Raw genomic sequence first — 17,182 nt, 5'->3', positions numbered from 1 at the left:
ATGGAATTTGGTGTCGTCGCTCAGACGAATCCCCCGGCTGCGCGCACCATCGCGCTGGCCCGCAGGGCAGAGGAATTCGCCTTCGACTGCTTCTGGACCTTCGACTCCCACATTCTTTGGCAGGAGCCGTATGTCATCTACTCGCAGATCCTGTCGCAGACCACCAGCATCAAAGTCGGACCGATGGTGACCAACCCAGCCACCCGGGACTGGACGGTGACCGCCTCCATCTACGCCACGCTGAACGCGCATTTCGGCAACCGCACCATATGCGGAATCGGCCGCGGGGACTCCGCGGTTCGGGTCAAAGGCGATAAGCCGGTGAGGCTGCGGGAGTTCAAGGAGTCCATCGAGACCATCCGCGAACTGGCCAACTCTCGGCCCGCCCAGATCAACGATGCCACCATCCAGTTTCCCTGGAGCCGCGGCTCTGAGCTTCAGATGTGGGTCGCCGCCTATGGGCCCAAGGCGCTGCAGATCACCGGCGAGGTCGGCGACGGGTTCATCCTGCAGTGCGCCGATGTGGACATCGCCGAATGGATGATCACCACCGTCCGTGAAGCCGCCCAGGAGGCTGGACGAGATCCCGACACCATCAAATTCTGCGTCGCCGCACCCTTCTACGTCACCGACGGCAGCGAGGCGGATCACCGCCGCGCGGTCGAGCAGTGCCGCTGGTTCGGTGGGATGGTCGGAAACCATGTGGCCGATATCGTCGACCGCTACGGCACCGACTCCAAGGTGCCTACAGCGCTGACCGACTACATCGCCGGCCGGCAGGGTTATGACTACAACCAGCACGGCCGCTCCGGCAACGACCACGTGGACTTCGTGCCCGATGAGATTGTCGAACGGTTCTGCCTCATCGGCACCGTGGAGGAGCACATCGCCAAGCTCGAAAAGCTCGCCGCACTGGGCATGACCCAATTCGCCGGCTACCTCGGCCACGACAACGAGGACACCACTATGCTGCGCTACGGGCAGAAGATCATCCCTGCGCTGCAGGAACAGATCATCGCCGCATCATGACGAACATGCCGAATCCCGCTGACGCACCCCCGCACACTGTGCCGCTGACCCTGGGCTACAAAGCCTCAGCCGAGCAGTTCGGTGCCCGCGAGCTGGTCGAACTGGCCGTGGCCGCGGAGCACGCCGGCTTCGACTCCGCGTTCGCCTCCGACCACTTCCAACCCTGGCGGCACACCGGAGGACATGCGCCCTTCTCCCTGGCCTGGCTGACCGCCGCGGGCGAACGCACCAGTCAGATCACCCTGGGCACCTCGGTGATGACACCGCACTACCGGTACAACCCCGCCGTCATCGCCCAGGCCTTCGGCACCCTCGGTGCGCTCTACCCGGGCCGGGTGATTCTCGGCGTCGGCTCCGGGGAAGCGCTCAATGAGACTGCCACCGGCTGGTCCGGAGCCCAGAGGCTGGAGTGGCCGGCGTTCAAGGAACGCTTCGCCAGGTTCCGCGAGGCCGTCCGGCTGATTCGTGCGCTCTGGGGAGAGGACCGGGTGAGCTTCTCCGGGGACTACTACAGCACCGTTGATGCCTCCATCTACGACAAGCCGGACTCCCCGGTCCCGGTCTACATCGCCGCAGGCGGACCCACGGTGGCCAAATACGCCGGCCGGGCGGGGGAGGGTTTCATCTGCACCTCCGGCAAGGGGATGGAGCTCTACACCGAGAAGCTCATGCCGGCGGTAGCCGCAGGGGCGGCTGCCAATGGCCGGGACTTCTCCCAGATCGACCGGATGATAGAGATCAAACTCTCCTATGACCCGGATCCGCAGGCCGCCCTGGAGAACACCAGGTTCTGGGCGCCGCTGTCACTGTCCAAGGAAGCCAAGTACACCATCGACGACCCGGTGGAGATGGAGCGCGCCGCAGATGCGCTGCCCATTGAGCAGATCGCCTCGCGCTGGATCGTCTCCTCCGACGCTGACGAAACGGTGGACCAGATCAGCCGCTACGTCGACGCCGGCTTCAACCATCTGGTCTTCCACGCACCGGGTAACGATCAGCGCCGGTTCATGCAGCTCTTTGAGCGAGACCTCGCTCCCCGGCTGCGTCAGCTGAAAGCTTCGGTGCCGCAGATCGTGCCGGAGACTCCCTGATGAGCGCGGCACCTACCACCGTCAAGCTCAAAGACCGCTCCGGTGCTCGCCGTGCCTGGCTGGGAGGAGCGGCCGGACTCCTGGCGCTGCTGGTGCTCTGGGAAGTCTACAAATTTCTGGGCCCGAGCGACGGGGTCATGGTGTTCGACACCCGGATCCTGCCGCGGACTTCGGATCTGGCCATGCCGCACACCTGGGACATGGTGACCCGGATGTTCGAAGGCGAGACCGGTGCGCCCAATGCGGACCCACTGTGGGTGGCCGTGGTCACTGCAGCGGCATTCAGCTTAGGCATCGCGGCCGCGGGCTGGGTGGTGGGCGTCGTCGTCGGTTTCGGTCTGGCTTTGATCATGCTGCGCTGGCGGCTGGCTGAGTGGGGTCTGCTGCCCTGGATCGTGCTCTCGCAGACGGTGCCGATCATCGCCTTCGCTCCGGTGGTGCGCAACTGGGGGATCCAACTGGACCCGCCGTTCTTCGAGTGGCGCGACTGGATGTCGGTGGCGCTGATCGCCTCCTGGCTGGCGTTCTTCCCGATCGCTGTGGGCGTGCTCAAAGGACTGCAGTCGCCAGAGACCAGCCACACCGAACTGATGCGCACCTATGCGGTGGGCTGGTGGACCATGCTGCTGCGGCTCCGGCTGCCGGCGGCGGTGCCCTTTCTGCTGGCCGCTATGCGCTTAGCCGCAGCGAACGCGGTGATCGGGGCGGTGGTGGCCGAGGTCTCCACCGGTCTGCGCGGCGGCATCGGACGTCTGCTCATCCAATGGGCGGGACAGGCCTCCAATGATCCGGCCAAAGCGTGGGGCCCGGTCTTCGGCGCAGTGGCCCTCGGCCTCGTCGCAGCTGGATCAGTAGCCCTGCTTGGCCTGACGCTGCGCACCTACCGACGACAGGAGGAGAGTTCATGACTACTCCGGATACAGCAGGTTCGACGACGCCGGCACCGGAGGCTGCAGCCCCGACGGCAGTCCAGGCCACCAATGTGGAGAAGGTCTTTTCGACCTCTTCGGGGCAGGTGCACGCACTCTCCGACGTCAGCCTGACCGTGGCGCCGGGGGAGTTCGTCTCACTGATCGGCCCCTCCGGCTGCGGCAAGTCCACGCTGATGCGGCTCATTGCCGACCTGGAGGCTCCCACCGGCGGCCAGCTGAGTGTCTTCGGCAAGAGCCCGGACCGGGCGCGGCGGGACCAGGACTACGGCATCGCCTTCCAGAAGGCAGGGCTTCTGCCGTGGCGGACGGTGGCGGACAACGTTGGACTGCCGCTGCAGCTGCACAAGTCCTCGACTGCGGACCGCAAGGCTCGCGTGGCAGAGCTGCTGGAGATGGTCGGGCTCGCCGACTTCGCCGACCGTCACCCCGACCAGCTTTCCGGAGGCATGCAGCAGCGCGTGGCGATCGCCAGGTCGCTTGCTGAGAAACCTCGACTGCTGCTGATGGATGAGCCGTTCGGGGCGCTCGATGAGATGACCCGGGAACGGATGCAGACTGAGCTGCTGCGGATCTGCGCGGAGACCTCCGCCACCGTCGTCTTCGTCACCCACTCGATACCCGAGGCGGTCTACCTCTCGGACCGAGTGGTGGTGATGTCCCCGCGGCCGGGCCGGATCGCTGAAGTGATCGACATGAAGCTGCAGAGCACCGATGAACGGACCGATGAGCTGCGGGAGGACACCTCCTACTTCGACATGATCACCGCTGTGCGGGAATCACTCCACGGCAGGTCGGGCCAGGGCGGCACACAGGGGTCCGGGCGCACCTCGACTGGACACGGCGTGGAGAACCGCTGATGGGCAAACAGCTGACGGATTCGCCGGTGGTCGGGCCAGGGACACTCTCGGCGCGCCGATTGACCACCGGTCGGGTTCTCGCCCCGGTGCTGGTGGGTGTGCTGGGCCTGCTGCTCTGGCAGCTGCTCGTGGGGGTCTTCGGGATCTCCAGCTACCTGCTGCCGGCCCCCACGGCGATCTTCGCCGAGGCCAACCGAGCTTTTGAGCACATCTGGAGTGCGGCACTGATCACCGGCTGGAACTCCCTGGCCGGGCTCGTGGCCGGCACCCTGCTCGGAGTGTTCTTCGCCGCGCTGGCGGCGGCGTCGAAATCTGCCAATGCGATGGTCAACCCGCTGGTCGCAGCCCTTGCTGTGATCCCGATCGTGGCGCTGGCACCGATCCTGAACACCATGTTCGGCTCCACGCAGTTCCCGCGCCAGGCCATCGCAGCCCTGGCCAGCTTTGTGCCGGTCTTCGTCTCCACGCTGCGCGGTCTGCGGCAGACCAACCCCGAGCTGCGCGATCTCATGCACACCTACGCGGCCACCCCCATACAGATCTTCTTCACCATCACACTGCCCACCGCGGTTCCCTATGTCTTCACCGGGGTCCGGCTGGCCTCGTCCCTGGCAGTGATATCCGCACTGGTGGCCGAATACTTCGGGGGCCCACGCGGCGGACTCGGCGGCATCATCTCCACCGCCGCGGCGTCGAGTCAGTATCCGCGTGCCTGGGCTTATGTGTTGGCCTCCATCGTGCTGGGCCTGATGTTCTACCTGACCACGCTGCTGCTGGAGTGGCTGGCCAACCGATCACGCCGGGCCGCCGCCGGCTGACTCACCGCAGACTCCCCCACCCGCACCACCGATGAGAAAGCAGGAAACACCATGAAGCACACCATCAGAAGGCACTCCTTCCGCAGTGCAGCACTGGGCACCCTCGCCGCAGGCGCACTGGCGCTGAGCGCCTGTGGAGCCGACGAGGCAGACACCGGCGACGACGCCGAGGCAGGCGGGGACAACGGTGAGCTGACCGAGGTCAGCCTGCAGCTGCAGTGGCTGCCCCAGGGGCAGTTCGCCGGCTACTTCGCCGCCGCCGAACAGGGCTTCTTCGAGGAAGAGGGCCTGGAGGTCGAGATCATCGAATCCGGCGGCGACATCGTCCCGCAGGACGCCCTGGCCAATGGCGAGGTTGACTACGCCATCGCCTGGGTGCCGAAGGTCCTGGAGACTATGGAGGCCACCGAAGCCGATCTGGTGAACATCGCCCAGGTATTCCAGCGCTCCGGCACCCTGCAGGTCGCCTGGGCCGACAGCGACATTGAAGGCGTCGAAGACTTCGAAGGTCGCAGCATCGGCTCGTGGGGATTCGGCAATGAGTGGGAGATCTTCGCTGCCATGGCCGAATACGACCTGGACTCCACCACGGTGGACATCATCACCCAGGACTTCAACATGAACGCCTTCCTGGAGGGCGATATCGACGCCGCCCAGGCCATGACCTACAACGAATACGCCCAGCTTCTGCAGGCCACCGACCCGGACACCGGCGAGCTCTACACCGAGGATGACTTCACCGTCATCGAATACGAGGAGACCGGCGGCGCCATGCTGCAGGATGCCATCTGGGCCGACGGCGAACGGTTGGCCGACGACGCCGACTATGAGGAGACCACCGTCGCCTTCCTGCGTGCGGTGACCCGTGGTTGGGCGTGGGCGGCGGAGAACCCGGAGGAAGCCGCCGAGATCACCATCAACGCCGGCTCCGGCTGGGAGTACGACCATGAGCTGTGGATGGTCAACGAGACCAATGCGCTGATCTGGCCGGCCGAGGACGGCTTCGCCACGATTGACGAGGCCGCCTGGGATGACACGGTCGCCGCAGCCCTGGAGGCAGTCAACGAGCAGGACGACTCCCCGATCACCGAAGAACCCAGCGACGACGCCTGGACCAACGAGTATATTGAACAGGCACTGGCTGACCTGGAGGATGAGGACCTCGACCTCACTGGCGAGAACTGGGAGCCCATCGAGGTCAGCTTCGAGAACGAAGCCGACTGAGGGAGTCTCCACCGTGAATGAGCGTGCCGCAGCTGAGGTGCTGGATGTGGTCGAGCTGGGCATTGGCCAGATGCTCCACGAGCTGGAGGCCGGCAGGCTGACCAGCGTGGACCTGGTGTGCGCCTATCTGAACCGCATCGGCTACTACGACCGCACCGGGTGGTGCCTCAACGCGGTGCCGATCATCAACCCAGAATGCCTCACCGAGGCGGAGGCCTCCGACGCGCGTCGGCGCCGAGGTGACCCCGTGCGCCCCCTGGAGGGGGTGCCGTTCACCGTGAAGGACAGCTATATGGTCAAAAACCTCACGGTGGCCTCCGGCTCGGTGGCGTTCAAAGACCTGGTGGCGACCAAGGACGCCGCTGCTGTGGAAGCACTTCGCAGGGCCGGGGCGGTGCTGCTGGGCAAGACCAATATGCCGCCGATGGCCGCCGGCGGCATCCAGCCCGGGGTCTACGGGTATGCCCGCAGCCCGTACCATCCGGACTATCTCACTGCGGCCTACGGCTCGGGCTCCTCCAGCGGCTCGGGCACCGGCACCACTGCGAGCTTCAGTGCCTTCGGCATGGGGGAGGAGACGGTCTCCTCCGGGCGCTCGCCGGCGTCGAACAATTCGCTGGTGGCCTATACCCCCTCGCGCGGACTGATCTCCATCCGCGGGAACTGGCCGCTGCGACCCTCCTGCGACGTCGTCGTACCGCATACCCGAACGGTGGCAGATCTGCTGCGGCTGCTCGATGTGCTGGTGGTTGACGATCCGGACCCCGCAGGAGACTTCTGGCGCCAACAGAGGGCAGTGGAGCTGCCCAGCCCTGAATCGGTGCGCCCGGCAACCTTTGTGCATGAACGGACCGAGCGGCTCGACGGCGTTCGCCTCGGGGTACCCCGAATGTTCATCGGTGAGGACGCTGAGGCTGCCGTTCCGCCGGCGGTGCGCGACTCGGTCAAAGCTCTGTGGCGGCGGGCTCGCACGGATTTGGAGGCCCTCGGGGCAGAGGTCGTGGAAGTCGACTTCCCCGTAGTCTCCAACTACGAGGAGGACCGGCCCAGCGCGGAGTCACTGGTGGAGCGCGGGATGCTTCCGGCCAACTGGCGGGAGCTGGAGGGCGGTCCGGTCACCGCTATCGCCATGGAGCAGTTCCTGCGCCTCAACGCTGATCCCAGGCTGAACACGTGGGCCGATGTGGACGGCGATGCCGTCTTCCCCACTGAAGACGCCCCGGTGCCGGTCTGGATCGAGCGGGCCCGCGGCGGCTTCGACTGGCAGCGTATAGTCGAGCTCGCCAAAGCAGGCCTGCCGCAGACATTCGACGAGGTCGACGGCCTTGACGCTTTGCTGCGCGGACTTGAGGAGGCGCGCAAGCGGGACTTCGAGGACTGGATGCGTCAGCGGGGATTGGACGCAGTGGTCTTTCCCGCCGCGGGTGACGTTGGGCGGGACGACCTGTTTGTGCGTCCGGAGTCGAAAGCGGCTGCCAGCCAAAACGGTGTGGTCTATTCCACCGGTAACCGGGTGATCCGCCACCTGGGGATTCCGACGGTGACCGTGCCTATGGGGGCCATGGCGGATCTGCAGATGCCGGTGGGGCTGACCTTTGCCGGGGCGGCCTATAAAGATGACACGCTGCTGAACTTTGCGTGGGCCTATGAGCGGACGGCTAAGCGCCGGGTCACACCGTTCTTGACGCCGACCCTGCCGAGCAATCAGGTCCGGGTGCCTGCAGCGAGGCAGATGATCGAGTTCACGGTCTCCCACGACGTTCTGGTCGAACGCGCAGACGCCCACTGGGAGCTGACCGTCCGCGTACACACCGATGCCGAGGATCCCAGGGTTCAGGTCTGGGCCGATGGCCATATCTTGGTTCCCGCAGACTCTGCCCCGCATACGTTCCGCGGCAGAGTCTCCGCCCGGCGCAAACGCAGCACCGAGGAGGTGCTCGTGGTCACCAAGGCCGCAGTCGGCGGCATCGTCAAAGCGGCCGTCAGCTCGGCAGCCGCTGACCAAAACTGATGATCTGACGAACTTCACGGGCCTGGTCCAACAGATCCATGGCCTCATTTATCTCGTCCAGAGTCTTCGTGCTGGTGATGAGAGCTTCGAGATTGAGGCGTCCTTGACGCCAGAGCTGTTCAAAGATGGGGATGTCCCGATCAGGGACGGAGGTGCCGAGGTAGCTTCCCAGGACCGAGCGATTGCCCGCAGTCAGGGTGAGCGGGTCAATCACTGCCTGGCTTCCGGGCCGCGGCAGCCCCACCGTGACGAGGCGGCCGCCGCTGCCTAGGAGCCGGTATCCGGCCTCAAACGCTTGAGGGTGTCCAACTGCCTCGATCACGACGTCGAAGGCCATATTCTGGTCTTCAGCCTGATTGGGGGTCAGCACTTCGTGGGCGCCGAGCCTGCGGGCGAAGTTGAGCTTGCTCTCATTGGTGTCGATTGCCGTGACCCGCTTGACGTCCAATGCCAGGGCAGTCAGCAGAGCGCTCGCTCCGACGCCGCCCAGGCCGATGACAGCCACATGGTCCTGAGGCTGAGGTTTCGCCACGTTCAACACCGCTCCACCGCCGGTGAGCATGGCGCAGCCAAGTAGAGCAGCAATCTCAGGCGGGACATCATCTGCCACCGGGACAACCGAACGTTTGGAAACCACCGCGTATGTGGCAAAAGCTGAGACACCCATATGGTGGTGAATCTCATTGCCCATGGAGTCAGCCAGTCTCCGGTCACCGTTGAGCAGGGTGCCGTTCTCGTTCGCGCGACTTCCGCTGGTGCAGGGAATTACCCCTTCGGAGGAGCACCCTGCACAGTCGCCGCACCGGGGGAGGAACGTCATCACCACGCGCTGCCCGACCGAGATATCCTCGCTGCCTGGACCTACCTGCTCAACAATTCCGGCCGATTCGTGTCCCAGCAGCATAGGTATTGGTCTGGGCCTATCGCCATTGATCACCGAGAGATCAGAGTGGCACACACTTGCCGCTTCTATGCGGATAAGCAGCTCGTCATGACCCGGTTCGGACAGTGCGAGATCATCACGGACCTGCAGCGGCAGGCTGTCCTGATAGGGGGCTTCAGCTCCTGAAGCGGTCAGGACAGCTCCGCGAATTCTCCGTGTCGTCATCGTTTCGCTCCATAGGTATTGCGGACAGTGCTCGCGCGGGGGCTGGTGACAGAAGCCTTCGCTGAGGTTCGCCGTCCCGAACTGCTGGCCAAGGTCGCCAAGCAAGTGCTAGTCTACACCTATTAAACCGACCAGACGGTATGGAGATATTTTGCAGACATTCGACGGCAAGGTGGCACTGATCACCGGTGCCAGCAGAGGTATCGGTTTGGCGACGGCGCGTCGGCTCGTTGCTGAAGGAGGCGCTGTGGTGCTCACCGGACGCGGTCAGACCGCGTTGGATGAGGCCGTGGCGGATCTCGGGGCAGAGCGGGCCTCAGCAGTGGCGGGCAAGGCCGATGACCCTGATCACCGCGCCGCAGCAATCTTGCATGCATTCGAGCGTTTCGGCCGCCTGGACCATCTGGTCAACAACGCCGGCATCAACCCCGCCTATGGGCCAGCGTTCGATGTTGATCCGGACGTGGTGCGGAAGATCTTCGAGGTCAACGTGCTGGCGGCATTCGAGTGGACCCGTGACGCCGTGGCGGCGGGACTTGAACGCTCGGTGGTCAACATCGCCTCGTTCGCCGGCACAACAGCTAGCCCCAACATCGCTTTCTACGGCGTCTCCAAAGCAGCGCTGATCAACCTCACGCAACAGCTCTCCCACGAATTGGCACCTGCGGTGCGGGTCAACGCCGTCGCACCTGCAGTGGTGAAGACCCAATTGGCTCGAGCGCTCTACGAAGGTCGAGAAGACCAGGCTGGGAGCGCCTACCCACTGGGACGTCTCGGCGAGCCCGAGGACGTGGCCGGCCCAGTGGCATTCCTGCTCTCCGACGACGCCTCCTGGATCACCGGCCAGACCATAAAGATCGACGGCGGTGCAAGCATCACCTCCGGGGAGTCAGACTAGACACCATGAAGAACTCAAATGTTGCTGACCGAGTCACCCGCGTGGCCGTAGATCTGTTCGCCAGCCAAGGATTCGCCAACACCAGCGTGCAGCAGATCGTCGCGGCCGCAGGTGTGACCAAGGGGGCGATGTACCACTATTTTCAGTCGAAGGACGACCTGCTCTTCGGCATCTATGAGCGCCTGCTCTCGCTGCAGCGCTCCCATCTGGAAGCGGCGCTGAGCAAAGGCGGCAGCGCTGAAGAGGTGCTGCGGGAGGTCTGCGTGGATGTGATCGAGACCTCGATCGATTTCCTGCCCGAAGGTACCGTGTTTTTCCGAAGCATGCACCTGCTCAGCGAACCCCGGCGCGCTGAGGTGACCCGGCGTCGTCGTGAGTATCACGACCGCATCGCAGCTCTGATCGAGCGCGGTCAGGACGAGGGTTCCTTCCGGACCGACATCCCACGATCAGTGCTCATCGCGCACTTCTTCAGCGACCTGCACTACCTCTCGCACTGGTACTCCCCCGAAGGCCCGGAGACTAAGCAAGAGGTGGCTCAGCACCTCACTGATCTGTTCCTGAGCGGCATACGGAAGGAAGCATCATGACCGATTCGTCCATCCCAGGGACCATGCGCACATGGCGAGTCACCGAACATGGCGAACCGCAGGAGGTGATGCGCCTGGATGACGTCCCGGTGCCCTCCCCAGGTCCCGATCAGGTGCTTCTGCGCGTGCGGGCGGTAGCTGTGAACTTCCCCGACGTGCTGCTCGCCCGTGGGCAGTACCAGGTGCAGCCGGAGCTGCCGTTCACCCCCGGAATCGAGCTGTGCGGCGATGTGGTCGCCGTCGGTGGGGGAGTGACCCGCGTGGCACTGGGGGATCGCGTAGTTGCCTCCGAGATCGGGGTCCTGTCCGAATACGCCGCAGTGCCCGCCTCCGGTGTGCGTTCCGCACCGGCTTCGCTGGATGATGCACAGTCGGCTGCCCTGACAATCGCCTACCAGACCGCCTGGTTCGGACTCCACCGCCGCGCCCAGCTTCAGCAGGCAGAGACGCTCCTGGTCCATGCGGCTGCCGGTGGAGTAGGCACCGCCGCAGTGCAGCTCGGCGCGGCAGCAGGGGCACGCGTCATCGGGGTCGTCGGCTCCGCTGCCAAAGCCGACACGGCACGAGCCGCCGGTGCTTCAGAGGTGATCGTGCGCGCCGAGATCGGCGACGGCCTGGCCAAGCGGGTCAAGGAGCTCACCAAAGGCGCCGGCGCAGATGTTGTCTTTGATCCGGTGGGCGGCACCGCGTTCGAGCAGTCAACCAAGTGTGTCGCCTTCGAGGGGCGGATCGTCGTAGTCGGCTTCGCCAGCGGTGAGATACCCGCAGCCCGGGCGAACCACGCGCTGGTGAAGAACTACGGGGTGCTTGGGCTGCATTGGGCGCTCTATCAGCAGCGACTGCCCGAGCTCGTCGACGCCGCCCACGAGGACCTGGTAGCTCTGGCCGAGGCCGGATCCATCAACCCGGTGATCGACGACATCGTCGCCTTCGCTGAGGCGCCGAGCGCCATCGCGCGGTTAGCCACCGGTGACACTGTCGGACGAGTCGTGATCGCAGTCAGCGACTGAGGCGGACTGTGCAATGACGCAGAGCGAAGTTTCCAGCCTCGCCGGGTCTGTGGCGATCGTCACCGGCGCAGCGCGCGGACTCGGCGAGGCCTACGCGCGCGCCCTGCACGCGACAGGAGCCAAGGTAGTGATCGCTGACATCTTGGAAGACCTCGGGGGCTCGCTGGCGCAGGAGCTGGGCGAGCGTGCACAGTTCGCCTACCTGGATGTCACTGATGAGCAAGCCTGGGACCAACTGGTCGAAGACACGATCGCCGAGTGGGGCAGGCTTGATGTGCTGGTGAACAACGCCGGGATCGCCAACGCGGCTCCGATTGAACACTTCACCCGCGCAAAATGGGACGCAGTCCTCGGCGTCAATCTCACCGGAACCTTTCTGGGTGGCCGGGCAGTCGTGCCTGCCATGAAGCAAGCCGGCCACGGAGCGATCATCAATATCTCCTCAGTCGAAGGCCTGCGCGGAAGCGCGCGGCTGCACGGCTACACTGCAGCGAAGTTTGGCGTGAGCGGTCTGACCAAGTCGCTGGCGGTGGAACTCGGAGCAGCCGGCATTCGCGTCAACTCGGTTCATCCTGGCTTCATCCACACTGAGATGACCCCCCGCATCGATCCAGCGGTCCTTCCGATCCCGCTGGGCCGCGGAGGCGTTCCGGACGACGTCGCGGAGGCTGTAGTTTTCCTGGCAAGTGATGCCTCGCGGTACATCACGGGGGCGGAGCTGGTCATCGACGGCGGAATGACTGTCGGTATCGGTCGCCGCTGAGGCGTCCGAGCATCAACCCTTCAAGAAGTTGGGCGACTTTTGACCAAAACATACCGTCCAGTCGGTTTATACGCTACGGTGGAAGTAACCTACATCACAAGGAGGGTGGCGATGTCCGGCAACGCATCTCCAAGACTCACCGTCTCTGCGCTCACCGTGGCCTTCGGCGGACTGACTGCGCTCAAGAACGTGAGCTTCACCGTAGAAGCCGATGAAACTGTGGCCCTGATCGGGCCGAATGGCGCAGGCAAGACCACGGTATTCAACGCCGTGTGCTCTTTGGTGCGGCCGAAGTCTGGGAGCATCAGCATCAACGGCCGGCCGGCTCCCGATTCCACAAGCGCCCTGCTGGAGCAGGGCGTCTCCCGCACCCTGCAGGGGCTGGGACTGTTCTCCGGTCTGACTGTCCTGGAGAACGTCCTCGTCCCGCTGACCAGCCTGCGACAGCGCACTGCAGCCGCTCAGACCGCCGCGGCGATGCTGGAACGCTTAAGTCTGGGAAGCTATGCGCAGGCGCCGGTGGATTCCCTGCCCTACGCGATGCGCAAGCGCGTGGCTCTGGCACGAGCTTTGGTGACCAACCCGAGCCTGCTCCTGCTCGACGAGCCAGCAGGTGGACTCAGTCGGGAAGACATCAGCGATTTGGCCGATCTCGTCCGCTCGCTCAGAACCCAGGGAAATGCCGTCCTGTTGGTGGAGCACCACGTGGACTTCGTGATGGAGGTCGCAGACCGAGTCGTGGTCCTGGACTTCGGGGAGGTTGTCGCCATAGGCACGCCCGATGAGGTCCGATCAGACCCTGCCGTTGAAGCTGCCTATCTGGGATTGGAGGCCGCGTAATGACTGAGGTGGTCACCGAGAACCAGCCCCGGCGTACCAGTCCACCGATGCTCTCCTTCCAGTCGCTGACTGTCGCCTACACCGGCTCCCCCGTGATCGATGAGCTCAACCTCGACATTCAAGACGGGGCAGTCGTAGCCCTTCTCGGTGCCAATGGAGCAGGTAAGTCAACGCTGCTGCGAACCGCCTCCGGCCTGCTGGCTCCCCGTGCCGGACGTGTGCAGCTGGACGGACAGGATCTCACCTCCGTCGCAGTGGAGAACCGGGTGCGGCTGGGACTTGCCCAAGTTCCGGAAGGGCGCAGCGTCGTCACCGAACTCAGCGTTGATGAGAATCTGCACTTGGGAGGGCTGTGGCGATACCGGGACCGCAGTGATCGCAACGCGGCGGTTGACCAGATGTATGAGATGTTCGAACCACTCTGGCGACGGCGCATGAGTCTGGGACACGAACTCTCCGGCGGCGAGCGGCAGATGCTTTCCCTGGCGCGCGCACTCATCTCTGAACCGCGGGTCCTGCTCCTGGACGAGCCTTCCCTCGGACTGGCCCCGCGCGTGGTGGCCCAGCTGATGACGCTGCTGCGGGAGACCGCAGACCGCACCGGGCTGACGGTGCTGCTGGCGGAACAGAACGTCACCAGCGCGCTGTCCATCGCTGATCGGGGCGTGGTGCTGGGCCTGGGCGAGATCGTCGTCGACGCACCCGCAGCCGACCTCGCTGCCGATCCGGCACTACGACAAGCGTATTTGGGGTTCTGATGGAAACTTTTGTCTTTCTCTTCGCCACCGGGGTCTCCCGGGGTCTGGTCATTGCGCTCTTCGCGCTGTCTCTGGTCATCATCTGGCGCGCCGCGAGGATCATCAACTTCGCCCAAGCCGCCATGGCGATCGTGGCAGTGTTCGTCGCCTTCACCGTGGTGGGGCTGACGGGCTCCTACTGGGCGGGGCTGATCGCCGCGCTGGCCACCGGCGCTCTGCTCGGAGCGATCATCGAGCGCGGCCTCATCCGCCGAGTGCCCCACGTGACGCCCCTGCCCGGGATGATCGTCGCGATCGGACTCGTGATGGTCCTGCAGGCTGGCCTCGGGATCCTGTTCGGACCGGAGCATCGACCAGTGCAGGCGCCGTTCTCGGAATCTCCCTTCGTGGTGGCCGGCATCCCGGTGCTCTCGCCCTACGATCTGTTTGTCCTGGTCGTTGCCCTGGCTGTATTGGTCGGATTGGGACTGCTGTTCAACCGGTCCACACTCGGACTGCAGCTGCGCGCTTCGGCCGTAGCACCGGAAGTCTCGCGACTTCTGGGCGTGCGTGTACCGCGAATGGTGACCATTGGATGGATGCTCTCGGCATCGGTCGCTGCCCTGGCAGCCCTGCTGCTGGTACCGACAGAACTCGGACTGAGCGCTCACTCCGCCGACATCCTGTTCGTCCAAGCCTTCACTGTGGCCGTGCTCGGCGGCCTGGATTCGCCGATCGGCGCGCTTCTGGGAGGACTCATCGTCGGCGTGCTCATCACTATGGTGACCGGCTACCTGGGCGCGGGATACGCACCCCTGGCAGTACTCGCGCTGCTCACCGCAGTTCTGCTCATACGTCCGGGCGGAATCTTCGCCCTTAAGGAAGCGAGAACAGCATGAAGAACATCTTCCTCCGGGCGGCGCTGATCACGGTGCTGCTTCTGGCACTGACGTTTTTGTTCGATTCATTCCGGAACTATCAGCTTGCGGTGATTGCCGCGACCTTCTGCACCGTCGCAGGCCTGAGCCTGCTCATCGGACTGACCGGGCAGCTCTCGCTGGGGCACGCTGTGCTGATGGCATCCGGGGGCTACGGCTACGCGTTGTCCGCCGGCCCAGCAGCTGATGCGGGAGTCGACGGGTCAGCCCTGGTGCTGATCGGGATACTTGGTGCGATCATGCTCTCGGGTGCAGTGGGCACCTTGCTGGGATTGGCCAGCGCACGGCTAAGGGGACCGTATTTGGCAGGCCTGACGTTGGCGCTTGTCATTGCACTGCCCGCGTTCGCCAGTCAGCTCAGAATCCTCGGAGGTGAGCAGGGCCTCTCCGCGCCCTATGTGGCAGTTCCTGAGCTTCTGCAGTCATTCATCGCACCCGAGCAGTGGCATGCTTGGATCGCTGTTCTGATCGCTGCCCTGACGGTGACCCCCCTTGCCGTGATGCGCGCAGGCCGGGCAGGCCTGCGAATGCGCGCAGTCCACGGTGATGAGACGGCCGCACGGCTCAGCGGTGTGGTTCCTGGTCGGGTCAAAGTCGGAGCCTTCATCGCCAGCTCGCTGGCGGCCGGTATGGGAGGTGCGGCCTTGTGCATCATCACCCAGTCGGTCACCCCCGGCGGATATGACCTGGCATTTTCGCTGCTGCTGCTGGTCGCCGCGGTGGTCGGTGGGCTCGGGAGCATCTCTGGCGCCGCCGTCGGATCAGCCCTGATCGTGCTGCTGCCGTGGCTGATCGACACCGCCATCTCCGCAGCCGACATCTCCTCTGCTCTGCAGCACCGCCTGTCCGGCAATCTCACCCTGCTGATATTCGGCATCCTCGTGATCGTCGTCACGATCATGTGGCCCGGCGGCCTCGCCGGGGCCGTTCAGAGCCGGTTTGTTCGCCGTCGCCGACGGCGCACCCGCACTGCGGATAAACCCGAGCATGCCACTACTTCATAATTCGCGACACTCCATCACAGAGAGGTGACAACAATGGGAAACACCCAGAAAGCAGCAGCGCCGCGCGGGCGGCGCGTCACGGCGCTCACTGCAGCGGTGCTGCTCGGTTCGGCGACTGCTGCGTGCGGCGCGGCGGAGACCGAGAACACGCCAGGAGTCACGGATGACACCGTGACGATCGGCACACACCATCCACTGACGGGTCCCGCCGCAGGCGGTTTCGCCTCGATCTCAGCGGCGACCAGCGCCTACTTCGAGTACATCAATGACAATGGCGGCATCCACGGTCGGGACATCGAATACATCGTGCGGGACGATGCCTACAGCCCCTCGAACACGCAGTCGGTGGTGCGCGAGCTGGTTCAGCAGGAGGACATCTTCGCCCTGGTCAACGGCCTCGGCACACCGACCCACTCTTCGGTGCTGGAATACCTCGATCAGAATGACGTCCCCGACCTGTTCGTCTCCTCCGGGTCGCTGGTGTGGAACCAGCCTGACGAGTTTCCCAACACGTTCGGGTACAACGCTGACTACGTGACCGAGGGCGCGGCCCTGGGACAGTACATCCTCGACAGCGAAGACGACCCCACCATTTGCCTGCTGGGCCAGGACGACGATTTCGGCGAAAGCATGCTCGAGGGCGTGGAAGGCGCCGTCGGGGACGATGGTGTCGCGGAAGTCCAGTGGTACTCAACAGCGAACGAGGACGTCACGGCCCAAATAGGCGCGATGCAGTCGGCAGGGTGTGACGCCAACATCCTTGCAACGATCAACGGCTTCACTGCGCTCGCCCTGGGGACCGCCGCGCAACTGCAGTATGAGCCGAACTGGTACGCCTCAAGCTCCGGCGGCGACTACCCGACGCTGGTCGACCATCTGGGTGACGCCGCGCCGCTGCTTGAGGGGCTGATTTCGGTCAACTATCTGCAGAACACCCCGGAAAGCGACTGGTACGAGCTGTTCGAAGACGTCAACGAGGAATACAACGGCGGAGCCGCGTTCACCGGTAATACCACCTACGGCATGAGCGTGGCCTACGTGTTCGCGGAAACCCTGGCCCGCACAGGTGAGGAGCCCACCCGCGAGGCCATCGTGGAGACGCTCGCCTCAGGAGAGGTGGTCGGCAACGGCATTGTGCCGCTCACCTACGCCGAGGACGACCACTTCGGCAATCGCACGGTGCAGATCGCTGTCGTTGAGGATGAGGTCCAGGACTTCATCGACTACGCCTACCAGGTCACAGACGGCGAGCCGGAAGCAGTCGAGCCTGATCCAGTCCCGCTGGAGAATGAAGGTATACCCTCCCACTGAACCGAACAGACATAAGAGGGG

Annotated in this window: 17 protein-coding genes; 16 read left to right on the top strand and 1 reads right to left on the bottom strand. The window is 64.6% G+C overall.

Annotated features, from left to right (window positions below):
• The 7 genes from FEF26_RS01255 to FEF26_RS01225 are packed head-to-tail and all read left to right on the top strand — an operon-like array spanning position 1 to position 7,962.
• Positions 1 to 1,029, top strand: coding sequence for a TIGR03842 family LLM class F420-dependent oxidoreductase (locus tag FEF26_RS01255; RefSeq protein ID WP_138251718.1), 1,029 nt, complete (start codon positions 1 to 3; stop codon positions 1,027 to 1,029).
• A 5-nt stretch (positions 1,030 to 1,034) separates the two neighbouring features.
• A complete protein-coding gene (fgd, locus tag FEF26_RS01250) occupies positions 1,035 to 2,120 on the top strand; it encodes a glucose-6-phosphate dehydrogenase (coenzyme-F420) (protein ID WP_138251745.1) in 1,086 nt (361 codons plus the stop codon).
• A complete protein-coding gene (locus FEF26_RS01245; protein ID WP_138251717.1) occupies positions 2,120 to 3,028 on the top strand; it encodes an ABC transporter permease in 909 nt (302 codons plus the stop codon). The genes fgd and FEF26_RS01245 overlap by 1 nt, the downstream gene beginning before the upstream one ends.
• Positions 3,025 to 3,909 (top strand): ABC transporter ATP-binding protein, encoded by an 885-nt coding sequence (locus FEF26_RS01240; RefSeq protein WP_138251716.1) that lies wholly within the window; start codon positions 3,025 to 3,027, stop codon positions 3,907 to 3,909. Before FEF26_RS01245 ends, FEF26_RS01240 begins: the two co-directional genes overlap by 4 nt.
• Positions 3,909 to 4,727 carry an ABC transporter permease gene (locus FEF26_RS01235; protein WP_138251715.1) on the top strand — a complete coding sequence of 273 codons (819 nt, stop codon included), beginning with the start codon at positions 3,909 to 3,911 and terminating at the stop codon, positions 4,725 to 4,727. The genes FEF26_RS01240 and FEF26_RS01235 overlap by 1 nt, the downstream gene beginning before the upstream one ends.
• 51 nt (positions 4,728 to 4,778) lie before the next feature.
• The gene (locus FEF26_RS01230; RefSeq protein WP_138251714.1) at positions 4,779 to 5,951 is read left to right on the top strand and encodes an ABC transporter substrate-binding protein; all 1,173 of its coding nucleotides are present in this window, start codon (positions 4,779 to 4,781) and stop codon (positions 5,949 to 5,951) included.
• A 13-nt stretch (positions 5,952 to 5,964) separates the two neighbouring features.
• The gene (locus tag FEF26_RS01225; RefSeq protein WP_341805130.1) at positions 5,965 to 7,962 is read left to right on the top strand and encodes an amidase; all 1,998 of its coding nucleotides are present in this window, start codon (positions 5,965 to 5,967) and stop codon (positions 7,960 to 7,962) included.
• Here the strand turns inward: FEF26_RS01225 and FEF26_RS01220 are convergent.
• Positions 7,934 to 9,070, bottom strand: a complete 1,137-nt coding sequence (locus FEF26_RS01220; RefSeq protein WP_138251712.1) for an alcohol dehydrogenase catalytic domain-containing protein — start codon at positions 9,068 to 9,070, stop codon at positions 7,934 to 7,936. The two genes, FEF26_RS01225 and FEF26_RS01220, sit on opposite strands and share 29 nt — an antisense overlap.
• 151 nt (positions 9,071 to 9,221) lie before the next feature.
• On the opposite strand from FEF26_RS01220, the gene FEF26_RS01215 reads away from it, so the two are divergent.
• The 9 genes from FEF26_RS01215 to FEF26_RS01175 all read left to right on the top strand — a co-directional run bounded on the left by FEF26_RS01215 (position 9,222) and on the right by FEF26_RS01175 (position 17,161).
• Positions 9,222 to 9,968 carry an SDR family oxidoreductase gene (locus FEF26_RS01215; RefSeq protein ID WP_138251711.1) on the top strand — a complete coding sequence of 249 codons (747 nt, stop codon included), beginning with the start codon at positions 9,222 to 9,224 and terminating at the stop codon, positions 9,966 to 9,968.
• Between the two features lie 5 nt (positions 9,969 to 9,973).
• Positions 9,974 to 10,558 carry a TetR/AcrR family transcriptional regulator gene (locus tag FEF26_RS01210; RefSeq protein WP_138251710.1) on the top strand — a complete coding sequence of 195 codons (585 nt, stop codon included), beginning with the start codon at positions 9,974 to 9,976 and terminating at the stop codon, positions 10,556 to 10,558.
• Positions 10,555 to 11,568 (top strand): NADPH:quinone oxidoreductase family protein, encoded by a 1,014-nt coding sequence (locus FEF26_RS01205; protein ID WP_243730339.1) that lies wholly within the window; start codon positions 10,555 to 10,557, stop codon positions 11,566 to 11,568. Before FEF26_RS01210 ends, FEF26_RS01205 begins: the two co-directional genes overlap by 4 nt.
• A gap of 13 nt (positions 11,569 to 11,581) precedes the next feature.
• The gene (locus FEF26_RS01200) at positions 11,582 to 12,331 is read left to right on the top strand and encodes a glucose 1-dehydrogenase (protein ID WP_138251709.1); all 750 of its coding nucleotides are present in this window, start codon (positions 11,582 to 11,584) and stop codon (positions 12,329 to 12,331) included.
• 111 nt (positions 12,332 to 12,442) lie between these two features.
• A complete protein-coding gene (locus tag FEF26_RS01195; RefSeq protein ID WP_138251708.1) occupies positions 12,443 to 13,171 on the top strand; it encodes an ABC transporter ATP-binding protein in 729 nt (242 codons plus the stop codon).
• Positions 13,171 to 13,929 (top strand): ABC transporter ATP-binding protein, encoded by a 759-nt coding sequence (locus FEF26_RS01190; protein WP_243730338.1) that lies wholly within the window; start codon positions 13,171 to 13,173, stop codon positions 13,927 to 13,929. Before FEF26_RS01195 ends, FEF26_RS01190 begins: the two co-directional genes overlap by 1 nt.
• The gene (locus FEF26_RS01185; RefSeq protein WP_138251707.1) at positions 13,929 to 14,807 is read left to right on the top strand and encodes a branched-chain amino acid ABC transporter permease; all 879 of its coding nucleotides are present in this window, start codon (positions 13,929 to 13,931) and stop codon (positions 14,805 to 14,807) included. The genes FEF26_RS01190 and FEF26_RS01185 overlap by 1 nt, the downstream gene beginning before the upstream one ends.
• Entirely contained in the window at positions 14,804 to 15,850 is a 1,047-nt protein-coding gene (locus tag FEF26_RS01180) for a branched-chain amino acid ABC transporter permease (RefSeq protein WP_138251706.1), read from the top strand. The genes FEF26_RS01185 and FEF26_RS01180 overlap by 4 nt, the downstream gene beginning before the upstream one ends.
• A 33-nt stretch (positions 15,851 to 15,883) precedes the next feature.
• Positions 15,884 to 17,161 carry an ABC transporter substrate-binding protein gene (locus tag FEF26_RS01175; protein ID WP_138251705.1) on the top strand — a complete coding sequence of 426 codons (1,278 nt, stop codon included), beginning with the start codon at positions 15,884 to 15,886 and terminating at the stop codon, positions 17,159 to 17,161.
• Positions 17,162 to 17,182 lie beyond the last annotated feature (21 nt).

Origin of the sequence: Nesterenkonia salmonea (assembly GCF_005771525.1) — a bacterium.
Taxonomy (GTDB): domain Bacteria; phylum Actinomycetota; class Actinomycetes; order Actinomycetales; family Micrococcaceae; genus Nesterenkonia; species Nesterenkonia salmonea.
The sequence above is the reverse complement of the archived record's forward strand: the minus strand, read 5'-3'. Positions and strand labels throughout refer to the sequence as shown.